At 45.2% G+C, this 23,316-nt stretch carries 20 protein-coding genes and 10 tRNA genes; 5 read left to right on the plus strand and 25 right to left on the minus strand.

What is annotated here, in order from left to right; genetic code table 11:
• From oadA to L1076_RS09135, 3 genes are all read right to left on the minus strand, one after another.
• The gene (oadA, locus tag L1076_RS09125) at nt 1–1,791 is read right to left on the minus strand and encodes a sodium-extruding oxaloacetate decarboxylase subunit alpha (protein ID WP_054756375.1); all 1,791 of its coding nucleotides are present in this window, start codon (nt 1,789–1,791) and stop codon (nt 1–3) included.
• A 33-nt stretch (nt 1,792–1,824) separates the two neighbouring features.
• Nucleotides 1,825–2,082, minus strand: coding sequence for an oxaloacetate decarboxylase subunit gamma (locus L1076_RS09130; RefSeq protein ID WP_038870443.1), 258 nt, complete (start codon nt 2,080–2,082; stop codon nt 1,825–1,827).
• 467 nt (nt 2,083–2,549) lie between these two features.
• Entirely contained in the window at nt 2,550–3,191 is a 642-nt protein-coding gene (locus tag L1076_RS09135; RefSeq protein ID WP_237303525.1) for a response regulator transcription factor, read from the minus strand.
• A gap of 574 nt (nt 3,192–3,765) precedes the next feature.
• Here L1076_RS09135 and L1076_RS09140 point away from each other — a divergent pair.
• From L1076_RS09140 to L1076_RS09155, 4 genes are read left to right on the plus strand one after another with little or no spacing between them, the layout of a single operon-like run.
• Nucleotides 3,766–4,893 carry a hypothetical protein gene (locus L1076_RS09140; protein ID WP_038870445.1) on the plus strand — a complete coding sequence of 376 codons (1,128 nt, stop codon included), beginning with the start codon at nt 3,766–3,768 and terminating at the stop codon, nt 4,891–4,893.
• Nucleotides 4,894–4,912: 19 nt separating this feature from the next.
• Nucleotides 4,913–5,236 carry a hypothetical protein gene (locus tag L1076_RS09145; protein ID WP_038870446.1) on the plus strand — a complete coding sequence of 108 codons (324 nt, stop codon included), beginning with the start codon at nt 4,913–4,915 and terminating at the stop codon, nt 5,234–5,236.
• Between the two features lie 8 nt (nt 5,237–5,244).
• The gene (locus L1076_RS09150) at nt 5,245–5,922 is read left to right on the plus strand and encodes a C39 family peptidase (protein ID WP_005534088.1); all 678 of its coding nucleotides are present in this window, start codon (nt 5,245–5,247) and stop codon (nt 5,920–5,922) included.
• 13 nt (nt 5,923–5,935) lie between these two features.
• Nucleotides 5,936–6,502: a hypothetical protein gene (locus L1076_RS09155; protein ID WP_237303526.1), complete on the plus strand. Its 567-nt coding sequence runs from the start codon at nt 5,936–5,938 to the stop codon at nt 6,500–6,502.
• A 73-nt stretch (nt 6,503–6,575) separates the two neighbouring features.
• On the opposite strand, the gene L1076_RS09160 is transcribed toward L1076_RS09155, so the two are convergent.
• The 17 genes from L1076_RS09160 to pncC all read right to left on the minus strand — a co-directional run bounded on the left by L1076_RS09160 (nt 6,576) and on the right by pncC (nt 16,116).
• The gene (locus tag L1076_RS09160) at nt 6,576–7,571 is read right to left on the minus strand and encodes a transporter (RefSeq protein ID WP_038882253.1); all 996 of its coding nucleotides are present in this window, start codon (nt 7,569–7,571) and stop codon (nt 6,576–6,578) included.
• A 189-nt stretch (nt 7,572–7,760) separates the two neighbouring features.
• Nucleotides 7,761–7,837: transfer RNA gene (locus L1076_RS09165), tRNA-Arg, on the minus strand.
• 57 nt (nt 7,838–7,894) lie between these two features.
• Nucleotides 7,895–7,971, minus strand: a tRNA-Arg gene (locus L1076_RS09170).
• 58 nt (nt 7,972–8,029) lie between these two features.
• Nucleotides 8,030–8,106, minus strand: a tRNA-Arg gene (locus L1076_RS09175).
• A 57-nt stretch (nt 8,107–8,163) separates the two neighbouring features.
• Nucleotides 8,164–8,240 (minus strand) — tRNA-Arg (locus tag L1076_RS09180).
• Between the two features lie 58 nt (nt 8,241–8,298).
• Nucleotides 8,299–8,375 (minus strand) — tRNA-Arg (locus tag L1076_RS09185).
• A 58-nt stretch (nt 8,376–8,433) separates the two neighbouring features.
• Nucleotides 8,434–8,510 (minus strand) — tRNA-Arg (locus L1076_RS09190).
• A 56-nt stretch (nt 8,511–8,566) separates the two neighbouring features.
• Nucleotides 8,567–8,643: transfer RNA gene (locus L1076_RS09195), tRNA-Arg, on the minus strand.
• A gap of 86 nt (nt 8,644–8,729) precedes the next feature.
• Nucleotides 8,730–8,821: transfer RNA gene (locus L1076_RS09200), tRNA-Ser, on the minus strand.
• A gap of 29 nt (nt 8,822–8,850) precedes the next feature.
• A tRNA-Arg gene (locus L1076_RS09205) sits at nt 8,851–8,927 on the minus strand.
• Between the two features lie 31 nt (nt 8,928–8,958).
• Nucleotides 8,959–9,050: transfer RNA gene (locus L1076_RS09210), tRNA-Ser, on the minus strand.
• Between the two features lie 243 nt (nt 9,051–9,293).
• A complete protein-coding gene (gene csrA / locus L1076_RS09215; protein ID WP_004415691.1) occupies nt 9,294–9,491 on the minus strand; it encodes a carbon storage regulator CsrA in 198 nt (65 codons plus the stop codon).
• A 92-nt stretch (nt 9,492–9,583) separates the two neighbouring features.
• Complete coding sequence (locus tag L1076_RS09220; RefSeq protein ID WP_038870262.1) at nt 9,584–10,771, minus strand: aspartate kinase; 1,188 nt, start codon at nt 10,769–10,771, stop codon at nt 9,584–9,586.
• 203 nt (nt 10,772–10,974) lie between these two features.
• Entirely contained in the window at nt 10,975–13,572 is a 2,598-nt protein-coding gene (gene alaS / locus L1076_RS09225; protein ID WP_038881218.1) for an alanine--tRNA ligase, read from the minus strand.
• Between the two features lie 142 nt (nt 13,573–13,714).
• Nucleotides 13,715–14,182: a recombination regulator RecX gene (recX, locus tag L1076_RS09230; protein ID WP_039976452.1), complete on the minus strand. Its 468-nt coding sequence runs from the start codon at nt 14,180–14,182 to the stop codon at nt 13,715–13,717.
• A gap of 207 nt (nt 14,183–14,389) precedes the next feature.
• Nucleotides 14,390–15,433, minus strand: coding sequence for a recombinase RecA (gene recA, locus L1076_RS09235; protein WP_237303527.1), 1,044 nt, complete (start codon nt 15,431–15,433; stop codon nt 14,390–14,392).
• A 200-nt stretch (nt 15,434–15,633) separates the two neighbouring features.
• Nucleotides 15,634–16,116 (minus strand): nicotinamide-nucleotide amidase, encoded by a 483-nt coding sequence (pncC, locus tag L1076_RS09240; RefSeq protein ID WP_038870269.1) that lies wholly within the window; start codon nt 16,114–16,116, stop codon nt 15,634–15,636.
• Nucleotides 16,117–16,201: 85 nt separating this feature from the next.
• On the opposite strand from pncC, the gene mutS reads away from it, so the two are divergent.
• Complete coding sequence (mutS, locus tag L1076_RS09245) at nt 16,202–18,763, plus strand: DNA mismatch repair protein MutS (protein WP_237303528.1); 2,562 nt, start codon at nt 16,202–16,204, stop codon at nt 18,761–18,763.
• 88 nt (nt 18,764–18,851) lie between these two features.
• Here the strand turns inward: mutS and rpoS are convergent, their stop codons facing one another.
• The 5 genes from rpoS to truD form a co-directional block, all read right to left on the minus strand.
• Complete coding sequence (gene rpoS / locus L1076_RS09250; RefSeq protein ID WP_237303529.1) at nt 18,852–19,835, minus strand: RNA polymerase sigma factor RpoS; 984 nt, start codon at nt 19,833–19,835, stop codon at nt 18,852–18,854.
• Between the two features lie 79 nt (nt 19,836–19,914).
• The gene (locus tag L1076_RS09255) at nt 19,915–20,838 is read right to left on the minus strand and encodes a peptidoglycan DD-metalloendopeptidase family protein (protein WP_038870272.1); all 924 of its coding nucleotides are present in this window, start codon (nt 20,836–20,838) and stop codon (nt 19,915–19,917) included.
• Nucleotides 20,839–20,852: 14 nt separating this feature from the next.
• Complete coding sequence (locus L1076_RS09260; protein ID WP_038870274.1) at nt 20,853–21,479, minus strand: protein-L-isoaspartate(D-aspartate) O-methyltransferase; 627 nt, start codon at nt 21,477–21,479, stop codon at nt 20,853–20,855.
• Entirely contained in the window at nt 21,479–22,255 is a 777-nt protein-coding gene (gene surE / locus L1076_RS09265; protein ID WP_038870275.1) for a 5'/3'-nucleotidase SurE, read from the minus strand. Before surE ends, L1076_RS09260 begins: the two co-directional genes overlap by 1 nt.
• Entirely contained in the window at nt 22,255–23,298 is a 1,044-nt protein-coding gene (gene truD / locus L1076_RS09270; protein WP_039976444.1) for a tRNA pseudouridine(13) synthase TruD, read from the minus strand. Before truD ends, surE begins: the two co-directional genes overlap by 1 nt.
• Between the last annotated feature and the right edge of the window lie 18 nt (nt 23,299–23,316).

The raw sequence follows: 23,316 nt of genomic DNA on the forward strand, positions 1-23,316 counted from the left end.
TTATGCTAAGCTCAGAAGCGGTGAACCAACAGTAACGGCATCACCTTCTTTCACATTCAGCTCTTGCACTACGCCACCACGAGCCGCGCGAACTTCGGTTTCCATCTTCATCGCTTCTAAGATAAGCAGAACATCCCCTTCAGCCACTTCAGCGCCTGGCTGAACATTCACTTTAAAGATGTTACCGGCAAGCGGTGCCGGTACTGCTTCCGCAGAAGTATTTGCTGGAGCTACGGGAGCACTTGGTTGTACTGGAGCTGCTGAAACATTTGGAGTAACAGACGCCAGCTGTCCTTGTGGACCGACTTCCACTTCGTACACTTGGCCATCCACACGAACGCTATAAGTCTCAACACCACCGGTTGCTACTGGCGCTACCGGAGCTGCTGGTTTCGCTGACTCTAGCGTTGGAGCAGGTTCAAACGCATCTGGGTTGTCACGGTTCTTAAGGAATTTGAGACCAACTTGAGGGAACAAAGCATACGTCAATACATCATCCACACGCTCACTTGCCAACTTGATACCATCAGACTGTGCTTTCTCCATCAAATCGACAGTAAGCGTCTCCATTTCAGGTTTCAATAGATCAGCAGGACGACACGTGATCGCCTCTTTTCCATCAAGAACTTTTGCTTGCAGATCGGCGTTCAATGCGGCAGGTGCTGCACCGTATTCACCTTTTAATAAGCCTGCGGTTTCTTTCGTGATGCTCTTATAACGTTCACCTGTCAGCACGTTAATAACGGCTTGGGTGCCGACGATCTGTGAGGTTGGTGTTACTAGGGGAATAAAACCAAGATCTTCACGCACGCGTGGGATCTCTTCCAGAACTTCATCAAGACGGTCTGCCGCCCCTTGTTCTTTAAGTTGGCCTTCCATGTTGGTTAACATGCCACCAGGAACCTGAGCAATGAGGATACGAGAATCCACCCCTTTCAATTGCCCTTCCCATTTCGCGTACTTCTTACGCACTTCACGGAAGTAAGCCGCAATAGGCTCAATTTGGTCCAGTTTTAAGTTGGTATCACGCTCTGTACCTTGCAACATCGCTACCACAGTTTCTGTCGGCGTATGGCCATAAGTACAACTCATTGAAGAGATCGCGGTATCAAGGATATCAATTCCGGCTTCTACGGCCTTTACAGCAGTCGCGGTTGATAACCCCGTCGTTGCATGACAGTGAAGCGCTAGTGGCACATCACAGGATGCTTTGATGCGAGTGATCAGCTCTTCTGCTTCATAAGGCTTGAGCAAACCAGACATGTCTTTGATACACAGAGAGTGACAACCGAGATCTTCTAAGCGTTTTGCTAAATCCACCCACGTCTCTGTGTTATGCACTGGGCTGGTCGTGTAAGACAGCGTACCCTGAGCATGTGCACCAACATCCACAGCAGCCTTAACAGCCGTTTGAAAGTTTCGTACGTCATTCATTGCGTCGAAAATACGGAACACATCCATTCCGTTAACGTGTGCACGCTCAACAAACTTCTCTACTACGTCATCAGCATAATGGCGGTATCCTAAAAGGTTTTGACCACGAAGTAGCATTTGCATCGGCGTGTTTGGCATTGCTTTTTTTAACTCACGTAGACGCTCCCATGGGTCTTCTCCCAGAAATCGAATACAAGAATCAAAAGTTGCGCCACCCCAGGTCTCTAATGACCAGTAACCAACTTTGTCCAATTCCGCTGCGATAGGCAGCATATCTTCGATACGCATACGCGTAGCAAACAGTGATTGATGGGCGTCACGAAGGACCACATCCGTAATAGCTAGTGGTTTAGACATGCTCTTAAACTCCTTTTTAATCCTATCTTTCGGCTACTTCGCGACAGAGGCGCGATGTTTATGAATCGCCGCCGAAATCGCCGCCACTACTTGTGGACTAACAGCTGAAGAGGTTGATTGAACGTTGGTGCGTGTTTTTGGTGCTGCGATCGGCTCAGGTACTTCTTCTGGTACCAATCTCGACAAAAGCCGAACGAGATAAACTAGAATGGTGAGGAAAATAAATACGACCGCCATCCCTGTTAGCATCAGGGTGGCCGCATCTACTAGCAGGCTTCCTATATTCGTCATGTTGCTTCCTTTCTTTGTCATCCTGACAATGCGCAGGACTCTAATAGCGTCAAATCCCGACCAATGGATTATCTCGATTGGTTAAATTTTGTCAATTTTGTTTAAGGAAGCTTTTAATTAATCTTTAATATTGATTATTTATTCACTACCCAGATCACAATTCGAGAGAAAATCATCGTTGAACATAAGAATGTTTAACTTATAACCACACTAAATTAAAGTGATTATAAAAACTGCGATTGGTATTTCAAAAAATCAATCTAAATGAAGGCAGAAAATAAAATAAAAACAGAAACCTATATCGATTTAACCAAATTAAAACAACTGATTTACAATTTATTTCTTAAGTAATCACACCAAAAGTAAAATGCGAATAAGGTGATACGAGCAAAGGTTTGCCCCTCGGGTTGTTAAACTAGCCGCTCTTGAATGAGCTTATGATTATTTACGCATTCTTTTTTGAGTACTTATTGTGCAGTTACCCCCCCGTTCATCCGCACTATCTTGATAGCATCATGACGGCAATGTACATCCAGTTTCTTGTACAACTTATAGATATGGCTTTTCACCGTACTCTCTGACAAAAACAACTGTGAAGCGATCTGCTGGTTTGATATTCCATAAGCCAGCAACTCTAAAATTTGCCTCTCACGACTGGTTAGCGAATCATGTTGGCATTCCATCGAAACATTCGAGTGTCTGTAGTTGTTGATTAACGTTTCTAAATACACCCTTGGTAACCACAATCCTCCTTGAAATATATATTCCACACTCTCGCTTATGTGGGACACAGAAGCACTTTGTAGCAAAATGCCTTTAAGTAGCTTCCATCGCAACAATTCATTTTCAACGCTCTCGCTTGGTACGTTATGAATCATTAGCGGCCAACCGAATAAATCGAAATCCGGGAGCAAACCTCTGGATTCAAGTCGCCTCATAAAGTCATAGTCAATAAACACAAGATCGATGCTCATGGTATGACTGCGAAAGACGGCCTCTTCTGGTAAACACGTTCTGACTTTTACATCAGGTGCGATTGATAATTGCCCCTCTATTAAACTGGTTTGAAGATTATTCTCCGCTAGAAGGAGAAGATGCTTGGTTCCCATAGTATCCACCACTGTTTGCTGACACCTTTACTACCTACCTCCATGTGCCAGTGTTTTCTGATCACCACATTGATGATCAATAAAATTATCAATAGAGAAAATATAGCAGTTCAGGCTGACTTTACGGGCACACCTACGACGTAAAATAACCAAAAGGATTGAGCATTTTTAAATGTAGAGACGACACCTTTCCACCCAACCTAATTTAACTGCTTGTTCTTACTGACACCTTCAATTCAGGGGTCTAAACATCGACTTAACCGCTGGAATTTTAGGCTGAGTCATCTGATGAGCAAAAACCTACTTTTTCAGCCTTATTAGTCAGATATTTTCATACTTGAAGCACCCTAATGAGAGCTATTCTCACTAAGTTGATGATAAAAATTAGCTTTTATCAGTAAGCCAACTAGCTTCTATTCTTCATTTTACTCACTACTGATAGTTTTCTCATTCATAAGAAACGCCCCCAAAAACCCTTACCTATAATTCTCTCGCTTCCGCAGTTAAGGAGGCAGCAAGAAGTTTACGTGCAGTCATTTTTAATTAGGAAATATCAGGAAATGGAGTAATCAACATGACTCTTAACAAAACAGGGCTTGCTATCGCAATGTCAGCGATTCTTTTTAGTGGTTCAGTATTAGCTGCTAACGGTATTGATGATGGCGATGACAATAAGCAATGGACGAACAGCGCAAACACGGCAACACAAACCACTACACAAACGAACAGCAGCACAAATGACGCCAGCAGTGCTGATGCAAATACAAATCGTAGTTACAACAACAACAGTACGAATAATGCGAACGACAGTTCTGATTCAAGCATGAACACGACTCGGAGTAACAACGACAACAGTGATAACAGCGACAGTAGCAATGCAAGTACTAACGGTAGCTACAATAACAGTAGTACCAATAATGCGAATGACAATTCAGATTCAAGCATGAACACCACGCGTAGTAACAACGACAACAGTGACCACAACGCGAGCACCAACCAAAGCAATAATGACAACAGCAGTAGCTATGCGAACGATAACTCCAACTCAAGTACGAATGGCAGTTACAACGACAACAGCGATAACCGTGACCAAGCAGACTACCGAGATCAATCAGATAACCGTGACCAAAGCGATAGCAGCGACAACAGCAGTAGTTACGCAAACGACAACTCTGATTCCAGCATGAACACTACACGTAGTAATAACGACAATAGTGATTCAAGCACAACCACTCGTCGTAGTAACAACGATAACAGTGATTCAAGCGTTAATGACAGCAACAACGACAATAGTGACAACCGTAGTTACGCTGACAATAACTCGGACAATCGTGATCAAAGTGATAATCGTGATCAAAGCGATAACCGAAGCTACGCGAACGACAACAGCGATAGCAGCACAAACGATAGCTACAACGACAACAGTGACTCAAGCACAACTAACACGGACAGCTTCAACCAAATCAACATGGATACAGATATGGTCGTAGCAAACTCGGAAGTGATGGGGCAAGTTCACTCAGCATCGGTCACTTACGATGCAGGAGAGAAAGACGCAAAAGTGAAAGTTGAAAACGTGAATAACCTTGGCGGTTTAGATAGTGCTGCGGGTATTACAACTGTGGCACAAAATGCCGGAGCGAACTCACTGATTCAACAGTCTGTTGCTACCAATGCCAGTGTGTTTACCGGTGGTGAGTAAAGGAAGCTAGGAGAAAGCGATGCGTTTGGCACTGTGTACCTTGGGTATGATAGTTGCTTTTTCCGCACACGCAGAAGACATAACGTTATCTGATGAAAGTGTCAGTCTAGAAACAATGAATGAAGCAAGAGGTGGCCAGAATGTTGAGCTAGACCTTGTTTATGCAGAATCAGATGTAGATGGCATTTCTTCAGATAACGTAGCGACCAATACCGTGAGCGGAAACAACATACTCTCACCAGGAGCGTTCGCAGACAGTTCAGGGATATCGAGCGTGATTCAGAATACTGGTAACAACGTTCTAATCCAGAACTCAACCGTCGTTAACCTGACACTCAAGTAAATATTGATATGAAAGTTTGGCAAAACTTACCTTGGCTGTTGCTGGCTCTGTCAGCTTCAGCCAATTCATTGGAGTTTCTCCCTCATCGGGGACATTTTTCTGTGCCTGTTAAAAGCTACAAAGAAATCGTATTTGGTGATGTATTTCGTCAACAGTATGATTTCAGTTGTGGTTCAGCAGCACTGGCCTCTCTATTGACCTATCACTATCAAACCCCTTCGTCAGAACAAGATATTTTTAAAAGCATGTACGACAAGGGAGATAAAAAGAAGATCAAAGAGAAAGGCTTTTCACTACTAGACATGAAAGTTTACCTCGATTCCATTGGACTTAACTCAGACGGCTTTCAAGTAGGATTAGAAAAGATTCGCAATGTAGGGGTCCCAGGGATCACACTCGTCAATTTTGATGGTTACATGCACTTCGTGGTGATCAGAGGAATGAACGCAGACTCCGTGATCTTAGGTGATCCATCTCGGGGCACCATGATCATGAAATACGAAGAGTTCCAGAAATACTATCAAGGGATTGTGCTTCTAATCCGTAACGAAGCTGAAGTTGGTCGATCTGGTTTTATTACTGACGATAAGTTTGCTATTTATCATTCCTCTCCCCTAGAAAGCGGTGTGCAAAGAGATTCTCTCGGTGTGTTTAGCATTACGCTCCCCGTCGCTGGAGAGAACTAGATGAGGTGTGGTTATGAGGCTACCTAAGTGGATTCTGACATGCAGTGTTTTGACTTCGACACTTTCTCTAGCGAATGAAGTGGATCTAACGGGGTTAACCCCACTTCCACCGAATTCGTTATCCGAACTTCGTGGTGGCTTTCAAGTCACTGACGATTACATCATCAACATCGGATTAAGTATTACCACCACAATCAATGGACAAGATATCCTAAATACCACCATTGCCAATTTAGTTATTGAGAATGGCCACCTTACCAATATTAGCGGCAGCAATAGCTCAGATGGTCTAGGTAACCCTCTCGATCAAGGCATCGTCAACATCATTCAATTTGGCGAAGGCAACTTTATAAGTGATAACCGCGCAAACTCACCAGATGTGACGAACCCGAATCAACCAAATATCATTAGCTCAGAGTTCATCAATTCCAGCATCATCAACATCATTCAAAACACCACAGATAACAGTGTGATTGGTTTAAGTACACTGGTCGACATCGATGCGCAAGTGAGTGGCGTAATGCAACAAATTCGTGCAAACCAGCAACTAGAAGACGCACTGTTGAATCACCTCCAATAATTGCCCACAATAAGCGCTTGTACAAAAAGGGGCTGTCATCACAACAACCCTTAAATTCCTCTGTATTCATCTACTACAGATTAAATGGCACACGAATCGTTAATTGAAAATCTGGGGTATCTTCGGTTAATCCAGCTTGCGCACTTACGTTGAGCGATGCTCTAGGGCTAAAGGCATAATTAACACCGAACGTCAGTGCATCCAATTGAAGTAACTTCGCGTCATCAGCCGAGCTGCCGTTCACTTTACTTTTCAAAATCGTTTTGTGGCTTAACCCTAACGAAAAAGACAAGTCTGGATTGACGGCAAAGCCCATCCCTCCCGCTAACGCAATGGTATCACCAAGATCAACGTCTGCTTTGGTATCTCCAACAGTAACATTCTCTTCCAAGTTATAGATGTAGCTCAGGCTTGCATACAGCACCGCTGGGTCTGTTGGATAGATCATTGAAATGTTGGGTTCAAAACTCCAAAAACCAGATCCCGTCGGCACATCACTAAAGGAATTGCTGCCTTCGTCTATAGAAACATCGTAAGGCGAACGCCCAGTATCGGATTTGACTCTTAAACCACCGACCCAATAAGGTGCACTATCAAAATTAAACTGGTGGCGAATCGCAAGCTCAACATCTCCCATCCCGCCACCATCGATTGTTGTATTGACCACGTCAGCATTCGAACCGTCCTGAATAGGGCGCGTTGCAATCTGGTCGTTTCGATAAACGTAGGGCAGCCGAACCTCCAATTCCGTAGCGTTGGTCAAACCATAGCGAGCGGTTAAGCCAACCGTAACTGTAGTTCTATCAGCATCACTGACCTCAATTCGTCCCACGATCAATGTTGGTAACACGGTATAACCAACCACAGAGACTTTATTTGAAGAGTTTTGCGTGTAGCTGAGTGATGTGTCGAATGACCACTGTCCTCGCGGCGTGAGCACTCCTGGGCGGTCTATAACATCACTGACGGTCTGAGCCCGTTGAGGAATATCATCGCCTTCCGAGCTATTTGCGGTTTGAGCTACACATACCAACCCAAGAGTGCAGCCAATCAGAGTCTTCCCTAACATCGAGTAATCCTTTCTTGTGGCGGTTATAAACGATTAGGTTAGATCTGAAGGTTTAGCAATGAGTTGATGGCAAGAAGTCGCACAATCTTAAAACAGAAACGCTGGAATGACTGAGGACAGTACCGATAAGAAAGGGGCCAGTTCTCAGATACAAAAAAGCCCCGCATAAGCGAGGCTTTTTCTAAAGAGTGGCGCGTCCTGGAGGATTCGAACCTCCGACCGCCTGGTTCGTAGCCAGGTACTCTATCCAGCTGAGCTAAGGACGCACGGTTTTTGATATCAGTATTCCCAATATCAGGAGTTCACTAGGAAACCCTAAAGAGTGGCGCGTCCTGGAGGATTCGAACCTCCGACCGCCTGGTTCGTAGCCAGGTACTCTATCCAGCTGAGCTAAGGACGCGCAGTTTTCGATATCGGTATTCCCAATATCAGGAGTTCACTAAGGAAACCCTAAAGAGTGGCGCGTCCTGGAGGATTCGAACCTCCGACCGCCTGGTTCGTAGCCAGGTACTCTATCCAGCTGAGCTAAGGACGCACGGTTTTCGATATCGGTATTCCCAATATCAGGAGTTCACTAGGAAACCCTAAAGAGTGGCGCGTCCTGGAGGATTCGAACCTCCGACCGCCTGGTTCGTAGCCAGGTACTCTATCCAGCTGAGCTAAGGACGCGCAGTTTTCGATATCGGTATTCCCAATATCAGGAGTTCACTAAAGAAACCCTAAAGAGTGGCGCGTCCTGGAGGATTCGAACCTCCGACCGCCTGGTTCGTAGCCAGGTACTCTATCCAGCTGAGCTAAGGACGCGCAGTTTTCGATATCGGTATTTCCAATATCAGGAGTTCACTAAAGAAACCCTAAAGAGTGGCGCGTCCTGGAGGATTCGAACCTCCGACCGCCTGGTTCGTAGCCAGGTACTCTATCCAGCTGAGCTAAGGACGCGCAATAATCTTTATTTTACTTTGTATAACCCGTTTATCAAACGAATTATTAAATAGTGGCGCGTCCTGGAGGATTCGAACCTCCGACCGCCTGGTTCGTAGCCAGGTACTCTATCCAGCTGAGCTAAGGACGCGCAATTCTTCTTGCTAGGAAGGTGTGAAGTACATCACATTTCATTTCTTACGAAACAAAAAAAAGGCCAACGGGCCAGTCAATGAATGGCGGTGAAGGAGGGATTCGAACCCTCGATACGGGATAAACCGTATACTCCCTTAGCAGGGGAGCGCCTTCAGCCTCTCGGCCACCTCACCGTTTTCATTGTTATATCTCAAAAGAGATATGGCGCGTCCTGGAGGATTCGAACCTCCGACCGCCTGGTTCGTAGCCAGGTACTCTATCCAGCTGAGCTAAGGACGCACTTTTTGTTGATAAATCAACGTTGCAAGAATGGCGGTGAAGGAGGGATTCGAACCCTCGATACGGGATAAACCGTATACTCCCTTAGCAGGGGAGCGCCTTCAGCCTCTCGGCCACCTCACCGTCTTGCGGAGGCACATATTACGTTTTACCGAAAATATGTCAAACACTTTCTTTGAAAAAAAACGCAAAAATCGCTTAACCGATGCGGATTTAATCAAAGTGATTATTAAACAAACTTTATCACTCTATTATGATGAAAAAAAGAGAATCTTCTCTTAAAAAATGACATTTATCTAAAACTAAAAAGGCCAGCCCAATGGCTAGCCTTTTTCATTCAAACTAAGCTCTATAAATAGGAGCAGCTTAGTAGTTACCAGAAGCAACGTTACCATTGCCTTTTTCAGCTTGAATGCGCATGTAGATTTCTTCACGGTGAACTGAAACCTCTTTCGGAGCGTTAACGCCGATACGTACTTGGTTACCTTTTACACCTAGTACAGTTACAGTCACTTCATCACCAATCATCAGTGTTTCGCCTACGCGGCGAGTCAAAATTAGCATTCTTTGCTCCTTGAGTAATCTCTAAATTTTCTTGCTACAAAGCTATTATCCAACAAAAGTTATATTTTCGTAAACTACCTTGTTACGGAAAATTAGCCTAAAAAGGCATGTTTTTGCTGAATGCTTAATGCTTCACTCGATCTAATGTAAGCATCATGGAGAATATTTGCTGCTGTATCCACACACTCTGGTGGTAAGACTAGCATCATAGTGAGTGCATTCGTTGAGCAGAAATTAATTGCAATATCTTGCTGTGCCAACAAATCGCATGCGTGCTCAACCATTCCATTGGCTTCAAGCCCCACTGCGGTCAACAGGCTTACTACTTCACTATTACGGATTTTATCGCTGAACACCAGATCCAACTTGGCACATGCATCTTGTTTTATCATGATACCTGTTCGTTCTGTTTCCTCGATCACATTCCAAATGTCGATGCCTAACATCTGACATTGCTTTGCGACACTAGACAGGTGGTCACTGTCGACTTCAATTATGGCAAGGTCACGTTGAATCGCTATACCGGAAACGGCTTGCTTACCCGCCTCCCCTTTCACCAAACTGCCTTCATTAATATCGAAGGTCGAAAGCACACGTAGTGGCACATTATTCTTCCATGCGTATTGCACAGAAGGTAGATGCAGTACCTTCGCTCCTCGGCTCGCCATCGCTTCCATAGAAGGAAAATCGATAACGTCCAATTTCTGAGCGTTTTTCACTACACGAGGGTCACAAGTATATATACCATCAACGTCGGTAAAGATTTGGCACTCATCAGCACTTAACGCGCCTGCAAGTGTCACTGCGCTCGTATCAGAGCCACCTCGACCTAATGTGGTGATATCCCCATTTTCATTCACACCTTGGAAACCTGCCACGATAACGATTTGATCTTGCTTAAGTAAGTCAAAGATCGTAGAAGTGTCAATGTGCTTAATCGTCGCGTCATTGTGTTGATTGTCCGTCACAATGTTCGCTTGTGCTCCGGTAAGTGAGCGAGCAGCATAACCCAATTTATTAAGGGTCATTGCCAGTAGTGCCATCGACACTTGCTCACCAGCAGAGAGCAAAACATCAAGTTCTCGAGCTGTTGGAACGCTATCTATTTGGTTAGCTAGATCCATCAATCGATTTGTTTCGCCTGACATTGCAGACACAACAACGACAACTTGATTACCATCATCTTTCGCCTTAATGATGTGTTCAGCGACTTGGTGGATTCTCTCAATTGAACCCACAGAAGTTCCGCCAAACTTTTGCACGATAAGGGGCTTTTTCACCAGTCTTCACCTTCCCAAGACCAAAGTCTCATTAGGACCACTTCATATTCTATTGATTGCAAAATTATATAAGCGGTAGTTACAACAAAAACCAAGTGACGTAAATGACCTGGTTAAAATACGGTCAATTAAACCACTTGGTTACTATAAAAAAATTACGCTCAATCAAATAACTTTGATTGAGCGTAAAGGATGTTAAAAGCTTATAAGCGCTCTTCTAGCCATGGCTGTACTGATTGAATCGCTTCTGGTAGTGCAGATACATCTGTACCACCAGCTTGCGCCATATCAGGACGACCACCGCCTTTACCGCCAACTTGCTCAGCAACCATCTTAACTAGGTCACCTGCTTTCACTTTACCGATAAGGTCTTTGGTTACGCCTGCAATCAGACCGATCTTGTCATCGTTCACGTTAGCAAGAAGGATTACACCGCTACCTACTTGGTTCTTGATGTCATCAACCATAGTACGTAGGTTCTTGTTATCTGCGCCTTCTAGAGCAGCAATCAGTACTTTAGTACCGTTGATATCCTGAACTTTACCCATGATGTTTGCGCTTTCTGCCGCAGCCATCTTGTCTTTCAGTTTCTGGATTTCTTTCTCTAGAGATTTTGCTTTCTGCGCTGATTCAGCCAGTTTCTCTTCGTACTTAGCCGCTTGAGCTTCGATTGCGTCTAGCGCACCTTCACCCGTTACCGCTTCGATACGACGGATACCTGCTGCGATACCACCTTCAGATGTGATCTTGAATAGACCGATGTCACCTGTGTTTGAAGCGTGGATACCACCACAAAGTTCAGTAGAAAAGTCACCCATAGACAGTACACGTACTTCGTCGTCGTACTTCTCGCCGAACAACGCCATTGCGCCTTTCTTCTTAGCAGACTCGATATCCATCACGTTAGTTTCAATCGTGTGGTTGCGACGAATTTGAGCATTTACTAGACGCTCAACTTCTTTTAGCTCAGCTGCCGTTACCGCTTCTAAGTGTGAGAAGTCGAAACGTAGGCTATCCGCTTTTACTAGAGAGCCTTTCTGCGTTACGTGCTCACCAAGTAATTGGCGAAGTGCAGCATGCAGCAAGTGCGTTGCTGAGTGGTTTAGAGAGATTGCAGCGCGACGCTCTGCGTCAACGATAGTGGCAACTTCATCACCTTTTGCTAGAACGCCTTCAGCCATTACACCGTGGTGTGCGATTGCGTTACCTAGTTTTTGAGTGTCTTCAACACGGAATACACCAGCTTCAGTACGGATCTCACCAGCGTCACCACACTGACCGCCTGACTCTGCGTAGAATGGTGTTTCACCAAGCACGATGATTGCTTTGTCGCCAGCAGATAGAGATTCTACTTCGTTGCCTTCAACGAACATCGCCGCTACAGAGCTAGAGCCTTTAGTACCTGTGTAACCACAGAATTCTGTTTGCGTATCAACTTTGATTGCTGCGTTGTAGTCAGTACCGAAGTTACCAGCTTCACGCGCACGTTGACGCTGCTCTTCCATCGCTTTCTCGAAACCTTCTTCGTCGATTGCAAACTCACGTTCACGTGCAACGTCATTAGTTAAGTCAGCTGGGAAGCCGTAAGTATCGTAAAGTTTAAATACGGTTTCGCCGTCTAGTACTTTACCGTCCGTTCCTTGCGAAGAAATGTTATCTAGTGCTTCGTTTAGAATCGCCATACCGCGCTCAAGTGTACGACCGAAGTTTTCTTCTTCGATACGCAGTACTTTTTCAACCACAGCTTGTTGACGCTTCAGCTCTTCACCAGCCGTACCCATGATTTCCGCTAGTACACCAACCAGTTTGTGGAAGAATGCACCTTGTGCGCCCAGCTTGTTACCGTGACGAACTGCACGACGGATGATACGACGTAGAACGTAACCACGACCTTCGTTTGAAGGCATAACGCCATCAACGATCAGGAATGAACATGAACGGATGTGGTCAGCGATAACGCGTAGCGATTGGTTTGATAGATCTTCGTAGCCAATCACTTCAGCAGCAGCTTTAATAAGAGCTTGGAATACATCGATTTCGTAGTTTGAGTGAACGCCTTGCATGATTGCAGAGATACGTTCGATACCCATACCAGTATCTACCGATGGCTTTGGTAGCGGTTCCATAGTGCCGTCTGCGTGACGGTTGAACTGCATGAATACGTTGTTCCAGATCTCGATGAAACGGTCACCATCTTCTTCAGGTGTGCCAGGACGGCCACCCCAGATGTGCTCACCGTGATCGTAGAAGATTTCAGTACATGGACCACAAGGACCTGTGTCACCCATTTGCCAGAAGTTATCTGACTCGTATGGTTTACCACCTTTCTTGTCGCCGATGCGAATAATGCGGTCTGCTGGAACACCTACTTTTTGGTTCCAGATATCGAATGCTTCGTCGTCTGTCTCGTAAACGGTTACAAGTAGACGGTCTGCTGGCAGCTTAAGGGTTACTGTTAGGAATTCCCAAGCGAACGCAATAGCGTCTTCTTTGAAGTAATCGCCAAAGCTGAAGTTGCCTAGCATTTCAAAGAATGTGTGGTGACGAGCAGTGAAGCCAACGTTTTCCAGGTCGTTGTGTTTACCACCAGCACGTACACAACGTTGAGCCGTAGTCGCTCGAGTGTAGGCTCGTTTTTCTAAGCCTAAGAAACAATCTTTAAATTGGTTCATACCCGCGTTTGTGAACAGCAGGGTTGGGTCGTTATGTGGAACTAACGATGAACTTTCTACGATTTGGTGTCCTTTGCTCTCAAAGAACTTGAGGAACGCGTTACGAACCTCATCAGTGCTCATGTACATGCAGCTCTTCCTGAAAATAGTCGAGTTAGAATTTTGCCGTATTGTAGATCATGCAATCAGCTACGACTAGTTTTCTTGCGGAAAAGAGGCATTAGAGGAAAAAATTTGAAGCAAAACAAAAAACAGTGTGAGCTACTGACCGCTAATCTTCGTAATCAAAGCTCAGCGCATAGCTGATTTGGTCAAAACTATAGCCACGATATTGCATAAATCGCACCTGTTTAGCGTATTCTTTCTGGTCTTTGGCTTTCATTCCTTTGAATTTCTTCTCAGCCGCCGTTCTTGCCAGTTCAAACCAGTCTTGTGGTTCCTCTTCCATCGCTGTTTCAATGATAGATTCAGCCACGCGTTTTTGATTCAACTCCTGTCGAATTCTCCTTTCACCATGCCCTTTATAAACGTGTTGACGAATCTGACTTTTGGCATAACGCAGGTCATCTAAGTAATTGTGGTCGAGGCAAAAGTTGATGGCCACTTCGATATCGGCCTCTTCATAACCTTTTAGAGCCAGCTTTTGATAGAGCTCGTATTGTCCATGATCACGACGGCTTAGTAGCTGAATCGCCGCTTCTTTGCTCGACAACGTCGGAGCTTGACGCTTTTGGTACATGATGATCCTAAAACTATTTTTGCTGTACAGACTCTAAAACAATCGTAGTAAATAACTGCTCACTCTAGCTTGTTGCTGTGCCAGTTCTGCTCACCTACTTACTGGGATTGATATTAATCTGCCCTTTATTTTTAACGGTTTTGATTTCAGCAGATACAACAAAGCCCCGCATCGCAGGGCTTTGTTAGATATTAATTGAAGAAAAGATTAAAACTCTTCTTCTTGCTCTGATTTTTCACCGGTTTCTGGCGCTTCAGGTAAAGCAGGAGAAAGTAGCATTTCACGTAGCTTAGCATCGATAGTCTTTGCCACTTCGGTGTGCTCACGTAGGTAGTTACAAGCGTTCGCTTTACCTTGACCGATCTTATCGCCTTGGTAGCTGTACCATGCACCCGCTTTTTCTACTAGCTTGTGCTTAACGCCTAGGTCGACTAATTCACCTTCACGATTGAAGCCTTGGCCATACATGATTTGCGTATTCGCTTCTTTAAACGGTGCAGCAATCTTGTTTTTAACCACTTTAATGCGCGTTTCGTTACCCACAACTTCATCGCCTTCTTTGATTGCGCCAGTACGGCGGATATCTAGACGAACAGAAGCGTAGAATTTAAGAGCGTTACCACCAGTAGTGGTTTCAGGGTTACCGAACATCACACCAATCTTCATACGAATTTGGTTGATGAAGATACACATACAGTTAGACTGCTTTAGGTTACCTGTAAGCTTACGCATTGCTTGAGAAAGCATACGAGCTTGAAGACCCATGTGGCTGTCGCCCATTTCGCCTTCAATTTCAGCCTTTGGAGTAAGTGCCGCAACAGAGTCGACAACCATGACGTCGATAGCACCAGAACGTGCAAGTGCGTCACAAATCTCAAGAGCTTGCTCACCCGTATCAGGCTGAGAAACAAGTAGAGCATCGATATCAACACCTAGTTTCTTCGCGTATACAGGATCTAGCGCGTGCTCCGCATCGATAAATGCACAAGTTTTGCCTTCACGTTGCGCTGCTGCAATAAGCTCTAGAGTTAGCGTTGTTTTACCTGAAGATTCTGGACCGTAAACTTCTACGATACGACCCATTGGCAGACCACCAGCACCCAAAGCGATATCAAGAGAAAGAGAACCCGTTGAGATGGTTTCTACGTCCATTGCGCGGTTATCACCAAGGCGCATGATAGAGCCTTTACCGAATTGCTTTTCAATTTGACCTAGCGCAGCGGCGAGCGCTTTCTGTTTGTTCTCGTCCATTACTTTCTCCGATTTATTCATCTTCTTTGGGCGATGAATCATAATTCATTTTTCTTGAGCAGAAGAACTGCTCATCAATGAAAGTCATTATACTGTTGATTCATACAGTGTCTATACCTGTATGAAAAAAATTTGGCAGACCTAAACCTACTATTTGCTCCAGCCCTTATCAAAACTGGGCTACGACAATTAAAGAAATTCTAGATCAAATACTGATGCAGTTGAGTCAGTGCATGCTCAATCGCTTTTTTGCGAACTTGCGCACGATCACCAGTAAAATGCATGGTTTCCACTTGCTGCCAATTCTGATTATCTGCAAAGGCAAAACAAACCGTCCCAACAGGCTTTTCTTCGCTTCCACCGCTAGGGCCTGCTATGCCACTTATCGAGACTCCAATAGTTGCATTTGAATGATTTAGGGCGCCCAGCACCATTTCAATCACGACTGGCTCACTCACAGCACCGTGCGCTTCTAATGTTGAAGCTTGTACACCAAGCATTTCCATTTTAGCTTCATTGCTGTAGGTCACAAATGCGCGGTCTAGCCAAGCAGAGCTACCTGCAATATCAGTGATTGCTGTTGCAACCCCACCTCCAGTGCAAGATTCTGCCGTCGTTAAAATATGCCCATGCTTAGCCAATAATGCCCCTAAATCGGCACTCAATTTTGTTGCTCTTTCCATAGCCAAAAATGCCCTTTGTCTCTTTTTACTTGATAGGGATTCACGTATCCTAAGCCGCTACGGAAATAAACAAAAGTACTTACCTGTGAAAGCTGAACAAAAACACACTCCGATGATGCAGCAATACCTCAAGCTAAAGGCTGAGAATCCTGAAATCTTGCTGTTTTACCGCATGGGCGACTTCTACGAACTCTTCTACGACGATGCAAAACGCGCATCTCAATTGCTTGATATTTCGTTGACTAAACGCGGTGCATCGGCAGGTGAACCTATCCCAATGGCTGGCGTTCCATTCCACGCCGTTGAAGGTTATCTAGCCAAACTTGTTCAGCTTGGTGAGTCTGTTGCGATTTGTGAACAGATTGGCGATCCTGCAACAAGCAAAGGTCCGGTTGAACGTAAAGTAGTACGCATCGTCACGCCAGGTACTGTGACCGACGAAGCTCTGCTATCTGAGCGTATCGATAACCTGATTGCAGCAATCTATCAGCACAATGGTAAATTTGGTTACGCGACATTGGATGTAACTTCTGGACGCTTCCAATTGGTTGAGCCTGAAACCGAAGAAGCGATGGCAGCAGAACTTCAACGTACGGCCCCACGAGAGCTACTTTTCCCTGAAGATTTTGAGGCCGTTCACCTCATGTCTAACCGTAATGGTAACCGCCGCCGCCCTGTTTGGGAGTTTGAGCTCGATACTGCGAAGCAACAGCTTAACCAACAATTTGGCACTCGTGACTTAGTCGGCTTTGGTGTTGAACACGCATCACTTGGTTTGTGCGCCGCTGGCTGTTTGATTCAATATGTAAAGGACACTCAACGTACTGCCCTGCCACACATTCGTTCACTCACCTACGACAGACAAGATCACTCTGTGATTCTTGACGCAGCGACTCGTCGCAACCTTGAGCTAACACAAAACCTATCAGGTGGCACTGATAACACGCTTGCGGAAGTCTTAGATCATTGTGCGACCGCAATGGGCAGTCGTATGCTCAAGCGCTGGTTACACCAACCAATGCGCTGTATTGATACCTTAAACAATCGCTTAGATGCGATCAGCGAAATCAAAGATCAAAGCTTGTTCACCGACATTCAACCAATTTTCAAACAAATTGGTGATATTGAGCGTATTTTGGCTCGCTTAGCACTTCGTTCTGCTCGTCCTCGCGATATGGCTCGACTGCGTTACGCAATGCAACAACTCCCAGAATTGGAAAGTGTAACGTCTTCTCTGGCGCATCCTTACCTAATTAAATTGGCTCAATTTGCCGCGCCAATTGATGATGTCTGTGATCTGCTAGAACGTGCAATCAAAGAAAATCCACCAGTGGTTATTCGCGAGGGTGGTGTGATTGCAGAGGGCTACAACGCTGAGCTTGATGAATGGCGTAAACTCGCAGATGGCGCAACCGAGTATCTAGAAAAGCTCGAAGCAGACGAACGTGAGCGCCACGGTATTGATACACTAAAAGTAGGCTACAACGCCGTACACGGTTTCTTTATTCAGGTTAGTCGTGGCCAAAGCCACTTGGTTCCACCACATTATGTGCGTCGACAAACACTGAAAAATGCAGAACGCTACATCATTCCAGAGTTGAAAGAGCATGAAGACAAGGTTCTAAACTCTAAGTCAAAAGCGTTAGCAGTAGAGAAGAAACTGTGGGAAGAGCTGTTTGATTTATTGATGCCAAACCTTGAGAAAATGCAAAACCTTGCGTCAGCGATTTCTCAGTTGGACGTTTTACAAAACCTTGCCGAACGTGCAGACACGTTAGATTACTGTCGCCCGACTCTAGATAAAGAAGCCGGTATCAGTATTCAAGCAGGCCGCCACCCTGTTGTGGAACAAGTAACCAGTGAACCATTTATTGCTAACCCAATAGAGTTAAGCTCAGACCGTAAGATGCTTATCATCACTGGTCCAAACATGGGTGGTAAATCGACCTACATGCGCCAAACTGCGTTGATTGCTTTGATGGCTCACATTGGTTCATACGTACCAGCCGAATCAGCTCATATCGGATCTTTGGATCGTATATTTACTCGTATTGGCGCATCCGATGACCTTGCTTCCGGGCGCTCTACCTTCATGGTAGAAATGACCGAAACAGCGAATATTCTTCATAATGCGACTCAAAACAGCTTGGTGTTAATGGATGAGATCGGCCGCGGTACCAGTACTTATGATGGTCTTTCTTTAGCATGGGCAAGTGCAGAATGGCTAGCCACACAAATAGGCGCAATGACCCTGTTTGCAACGCACTATTTTGAGTTGACTGAACTGCCAAACCAACTGCCAAATCTTGCCAACGTCCACCTAGATGCAGTAGAGCACGGTGACAGCATTGCCTTTATGCACGCAGTCCAAGAAGGTGCAGCAAGCAAGTCTTACGGCCTTGCCGTTGCTGGGTTGGCTGGAGTTCCAAAACCCGTGATCAAGAATGCGCGCAACAAACTGTCTCAGCTTGAGCAATTAGGTCAAGATAATGACTCTCCACGACCAAGTGCTGTCGATGTGGCAAACCAACTAAGCTTGATCCCAGAGCCAAGCGATGTAGAGCAAGCACTGTCGAATATTGATCCTGACGATCTAACGCCACGTCAGGCATTGGAAGAGCTTTACCGCTTGAGGAAGATGCTCTAATCTGACGCATCTTCAATAAAACGCAAAAAGGCTATGGTTTCCCATAGCCTTTTGTTTATTCTAAATTCACCTTTAAAGCAGGGCTGTCCTAGTCGACTTCCACGTTGAACAGGTTTTCCATGTTCAAACCTTGCTTAATCAAGATTTCGCGCAATCGACGTAAACCTTCAACTTGAATCTGACGTACACGTTCACGTGTTAGACCAATCTCACGTCCCACTTCCTCAAGCGTTGATGGCTCGTAGCCAAGTAAACCAAAACGACGAGCAAGCACTTCTTTCTGTTTTGGATTTAGCTCTTCTAGCCAGTCAATCAACGAGGATTTGATGTCATCGTCTTGAGTGGATACTTCGGGATCCGAATTGTTTGCATCAGGAATTATATCCAGTAGCGCTTTCTCGCCATCACCACCGATAGGTGTATCGACAGAGCTGATACGCTCGTTAAGGCGAAGCATTTTACTTACGTCTTCAACTGGAATATCTAGCTGAGCTGCAATTTCTTCTGCCGTTGGTTCATGGTCGAGCTTCTGAGAAAGTTCACGTGCGGTACGCAGATAAATGTTTAGCTCTTTAACCACATGAATTGGCAAACGAATGGTGCGAGTTTGGTTCATCAACGCACGCTCAATCGTTTGGCGAATCCACCACGTTGCGTAGGTTGAAAAACGGAAACCTCGTTCAGGATCAAACTTCTCAACCGCACGGATCAAGCCCAGATTGCCTTCTTCGATAAGATCAAGAAGTGCTAAACCGCGATTGCTGTAACGACGAGAGATCTTCACGACAAGACGTAAATTACTTTCGATCATTCGCTTACGGGCAGCTTCATCGCCACGTAATGCTCTACGAGCGTAAAGTACTTCTTCTTCTGCTGTGAGTAGTGGTGAAAAGCCAATTTCGCCTAAGTACAGTTGTGTCGCATCTAGACTTTTATTGCTCGCATCAAACTCTTCGCGAGCTGTTGCTTTGATTTTTTTAGATGTTTTTTCAAGTTCAGGACTTCCGCTTCCTGTCGTTGCGTTGTCATATTCGAACTCTTCAACTTTGGTGACTGTGTTGCTGATACTCATAACGCCTCCCCCTGGCGAGTTAGCAAACATAACAACTCAATATGTCGCTAAATGATGTCGCAAGTTGTTATTCAAAGTTTTAAGGTAAATATCGTTTTGGATTTACGGATTTACCTTGATAGCGAATTTCAAAGTGGAGCTTAACTGACTTAGAACCAGAACTACCCATGGTAGCGATTTTTTGTCCGCTCTTGACACTTTGTCCTTCTGATACCAGCAATCTGTCATTGTGTGCGTATGCGCTTAAATAATTGTCGTTATGCTTCACTATAATTAGGTTGCCATAACCTCGTAGCGCATTACCTGAGTACACAACAGTGCCGGCCGCGGTTGAAACGATAGGCTGACCACGCTGTCCTGCGATGTCTATGCCTTTATTTCCTTGTTCTCCCGCTGAGAAGTTCTTGATTACTCTCCCTTTTGTTGGCCACAACCACTTTGATACTTTATCGTTTTTCGCCGCAGTTACTGGTGGTTTCGGTTTAACATTCTGATTACCTTTTGACCCAACATACTCCTTTGGTTTGGATTGTTCAACCTTCTTTGGCGGCTGTTTTTGTGCAACTTTAGGCGTAGTGGTCGCAGGCTTTTGAGTAGAGCTTTTACTTGAATTTGACGGCTTTGACGCTGTTGATGTTTTAGTCACTGGCGCTGGTTTTGTCGCAACCACTGGAGGAACAACGGGTTCCACTTTATGACCATATTTTGGAGCAACATATTTCGGTGCCCAAAGTTTTAATCGTTGACCAGGGAAAATCGTATAGGGTGCGTTAAGTTCATTGTAACGAACAAGATCATTTACATTCTTATCTGTGACATAAGCTATGAAATAAAGTGTATCTCCTTTCTTTACTTCATAATAACTGCCTCTATAACTGCCTCGTTCAACACTAGAATAGTCTTTATTTAAGCTAGAAACAGGCGCAGGCGAATGAGCCGCGCAACCGACAAGTCCCGCGGCTATCAAGCAGCTAATACCAAAACGACGTAAGAACCTATTCACCTGATCTTTAACCCTTAAGCTAAATCGCCTGCAACTAATGGCACAAATCTTACCATTTCTACCACGGTAGAAAGGAATTGTTCACCCTTGCGTTCAATTTTCAACAATTGTTGCTCATCCTCACCAACAGGTATGATCATCTTACCGCCCTCTTTCAGCTGAGATAAAAGTGCTTGGGGAACACTTTCCGCAGCCGCAGTGACAATAATCGCATCGAACGGACCTTTCGCTTCCCATCCGAGCCAGCCGTCACCATGTTTGGTAGAGACATTATAAATATCCAGTTGTTTCAAGCGACGCTTAGCGTCCCATTGCAAAGACTTGATGCGTTCAACGGAATAAACATGATCAACGATTTGAGCAAGTACAGCCGTTTGATAACCTGATCCTGTTCCTATCTCAAGCACATTGCTGCTTTGTTTGAGATCGAGCAATTCTGTCATTTTCGCAACAATGTAAGGCTGAGAAATAGTTTGCCCCTGACCAATCGGTAACGCATTGTTATCGTACGCTTGGTGCATCATTGCCTGTGAGACAAAACTCTCACGCGGCAAACAGTACACGGCATCCAATACGCGTTGATCACTGATGCCACTGGAGATAAGAAACGCTATCAACCTGTCAGCATGTGGGTTACTCATTACTTCTCTTCCTTTAACCAACTGTCCATCGCACGCAAAGACTCATGAGCAGTGAGGTCAACTTGCAGTGGGGTGATTGAAACTCGACCATGCTCAATCGCATAAAAATCGGTGCCCTCTCCAGCATCTTGCTCTTTACCCGGAGGACCTAACCAATATATATCATGCCCACGTGGGTCCTGTTGCTTGATCATATTCTCGGCATGATGACGGGCGCCTAAACGTGTCACTTCAATCTCACCTAATTGTTCTAGTGGTAAATCAGGAACATTGACGTTCAGTAAGCGGTTAGTCGGGATCGGCCTAACCAAATGCTGCTCAACTAGCTGACGGGCAATTTTTGCCGCAGCTGCAAAGTTCTGTTTACCCACCAACGAAAAAGCAACAGATTGAACGCCAAGAAAGTGCCCTTCCATCGCAGCGGCAACCGTACCTGAATATAAGACATCATCGCCAAGGTTCGCGCCATGATTGATCCCAGTGAGAACTAAGTCAGGTAAATCGCCTTTCATCAATTCATTCAATGCAAAGTGAACACAATCTGTCGGGGTGCCTTGCACAGAGAAGGTGTTGGGTGCGATCTCATTTACTCTCAGAGGCTGCTCTAACGTCAGTGAGTTCGAAGCACCAGACCGGTTTCGATCTGGTGCCACAATCGTCACCTCAGCAATACTTTTTAGCTCATCAGCAAGCGCATGAATTCCTTGAGCATGAACGCCGTCGTCATTGCTGAGCAGTACTCTTAATGGCTTCGCGTTTGGTGAATCCATTTCCATTAATATTCTCTTTCTACTTTTTCCTCGATAATCAACTCGCGTACGATAGAGGTCGCAAACGAACCGGCATCTAGCGAGAAGGTCAACGTAATATTGTTGCCATCCACCGTCCAAGCTAAGTCTTGAGGTTTAAGTGCAATATCACGACGGTCGTGACGCATACGATTCCCACGAATTAATGCCATTAAATCGGGTTCTTCATCCAAAAAAGGCTGCTCCAAGGCTAATGCATCTGTTTGAGTTGGAAGTGCATTGTCTCCAGCTAGCGCTGCAGTAATAACTACTTCGCCCTGAGCAAATTGTGCCTGTAGATCAGCAATGTTGCTTGCATCAATCAACTGAGTACCAGAAGTTGTCTTCGCCACATCACCGTCGATGAACTTGTCAAACACGCCTTGCTCTAATCGAGCTGAAACGATGCGGTTGAAGATCCACGAACGAGCCGCCGACAAATACATGCTGCGCTTGTTTTGGTTACGAGTACGTACGTTCTCGCGCCCCCATCGACGTGCTTCTTCAAGGTTGTTGCCATCGTTACCAAAACGCTGACTACCAAAGTAGTTCGGCACGCCAACTTGTTTCACTTTTTCAAGGCGTTGCTCAACATCCGCTACATCTGTCACTTCAGACAAAGTAACCACGAACTCGTTCCCTACTAGGTCACCAGGGCGTAGTTTTTTATTGTGACGATCTGTTGCCAGAATTTCGATACTTGGGTATTGCGCCAAAAATGCTGAAAAATCTGGTGTTTCACCTTTCGGTAAATGAACACTTAGCCATTGTTCAGTCACAGCGTGACGGTCTTTAAGACCCGCCCAGCTAACGTCTTTCGACTTAACGCCACAGGCTTTTGCTAGCTCATTAGCAACAAAGCTGGTGTTCTCGCCCGTTTTACGGATACGAACCATTAAATGCTCGCCTTCACCCGTAAAGGCAAAACCTAAGTCTTCGCGAACCTGAAAGTGTTCTGGTTGCGCTTTGATTTTTGCTGATGCTACAGGCTTACCCGTAAGGTAAGCCAATGAAGATAAAATGTCTGACATGATGTTTTTCCACTGCTA

It is taken from the genome of Vibrio sp. MMG023 (assembly GCF_021654215.1).
Classification (GTDB): Bacteria; Pseudomonadota; Gammaproteobacteria; order Enterobacterales; family Vibrionaceae; genus Vibrio; species Vibrio jasicida.

Excerpts from the sequence above, each read along its gene's own strand:
- L1076_RS09145 (WP_038870446.1), top strand. The coding sequence starts at position 4,913 with ATGCGTTTGGCACTGTGTACCTTGGGTATGATAGTTGCTTTTTCCGCA.
- L1076_RS09260 (WP_038870274.1), bottom strand. The coding sequence starts at position 21,479 with ATGAGTAACCCACATGCTGACAGGTTGATAGCGTTTCTTATCTCCAGT.
- L1076_RS09160 (WP_038882253.1), bottom strand. The coding sequence starts at position 7,571 with ATGTTAGGGAAGACTCTGATTGGCTGCACTCTTGGGTTGGTATGTGTA.
- oadA (WP_054756375.1), bottom strand. The coding sequence starts at position 1,791 with ATGTCTAAACCACTAGCTATTACGGATGTGGTCCTTCGTGACGCCCAT.
- recA (WP_237303527.1), bottom strand. The coding sequence starts at position 15,433 with ATGGACGAGAACAAACAGAAAGCGCTCGCCGCTGCGCTAGGTCAAATT.
- truD (WP_039976444.1), bottom strand. The coding sequence starts at position 23,298 with ATGTCAGACATTTTATCTTCATTGGCTTACCTTACGGGTAAGCCTGTA.
- pncC (WP_038870269.1), bottom strand. The coding sequence starts at position 16,116 with ATGGAAAGAGCAACAAAATTGAGTGCCGATTTAGGGGCATTATTGGCT.
- alaS (WP_038881218.1), bottom strand. The coding sequence starts at position 13,572 with ATGTACATGAGCACTGATGAGGTTCGTAACGCGTTCCTCAAGTTCTTT.
- surE (WP_038870275.1), bottom strand. The coding sequence starts at position 22,255 with ATGGAAATGGATTCACCAAACGCGAAGCCATTAAGAGTACTGCTCAGC.
- recX (WP_039976452.1), bottom strand. The coding sequence starts at position 14,182 with ATGTACCAAAAGCGTCAAGCTCCGACGTTGTCGAGCAAAGAAGCGGCG.
- csrA (WP_004415691.1), bottom strand. The coding sequence starts at position 9,491 with ATGCTAATTTTGACTCGCCGCGTAGGCGAAACACTGATGATTGGTGAT.
- L1076_RS09130 (WP_038870443.1), bottom strand. The coding sequence starts at position 2,082 with ATGACGAATATAGGAAGCCTGCTAGTAGATGCGGCCACCCTGATGCTA.
- L1076_RS09140 (WP_038870445.1), top strand. The coding sequence starts at position 3,766 with ATGACTCTTAACAAAACAGGGCTTGCTATCGCAATGTCAGCGATTCTT.
- L1076_RS09135 (WP_237303525.1), bottom strand. The coding sequence starts at position 3,191 with ATGGGAACCAAGCATCTTCTCCTTCTAGCGGAGAATAATCTTCAAACC.
- rpoS (WP_237303529.1), bottom strand. The coding sequence starts at position 19,835 with ATGAGTATCAGCAACACAGTCACCAAAGTTGAAGAGTTCGAATATGAC.
- L1076_RS09150 (WP_005534088.1), top strand. The coding sequence starts at position 5,245 with ATGAAAGTTTGGCAAAACTTACCTTGGCTGTTGCTGGCTCTGTCAGCT.
- L1076_RS09155 (WP_237303526.1), top strand. The coding sequence starts at position 5,936 with ATGAGGCTACCTAAGTGGATTCTGACATGCAGTGTTTTGACTTCGACA.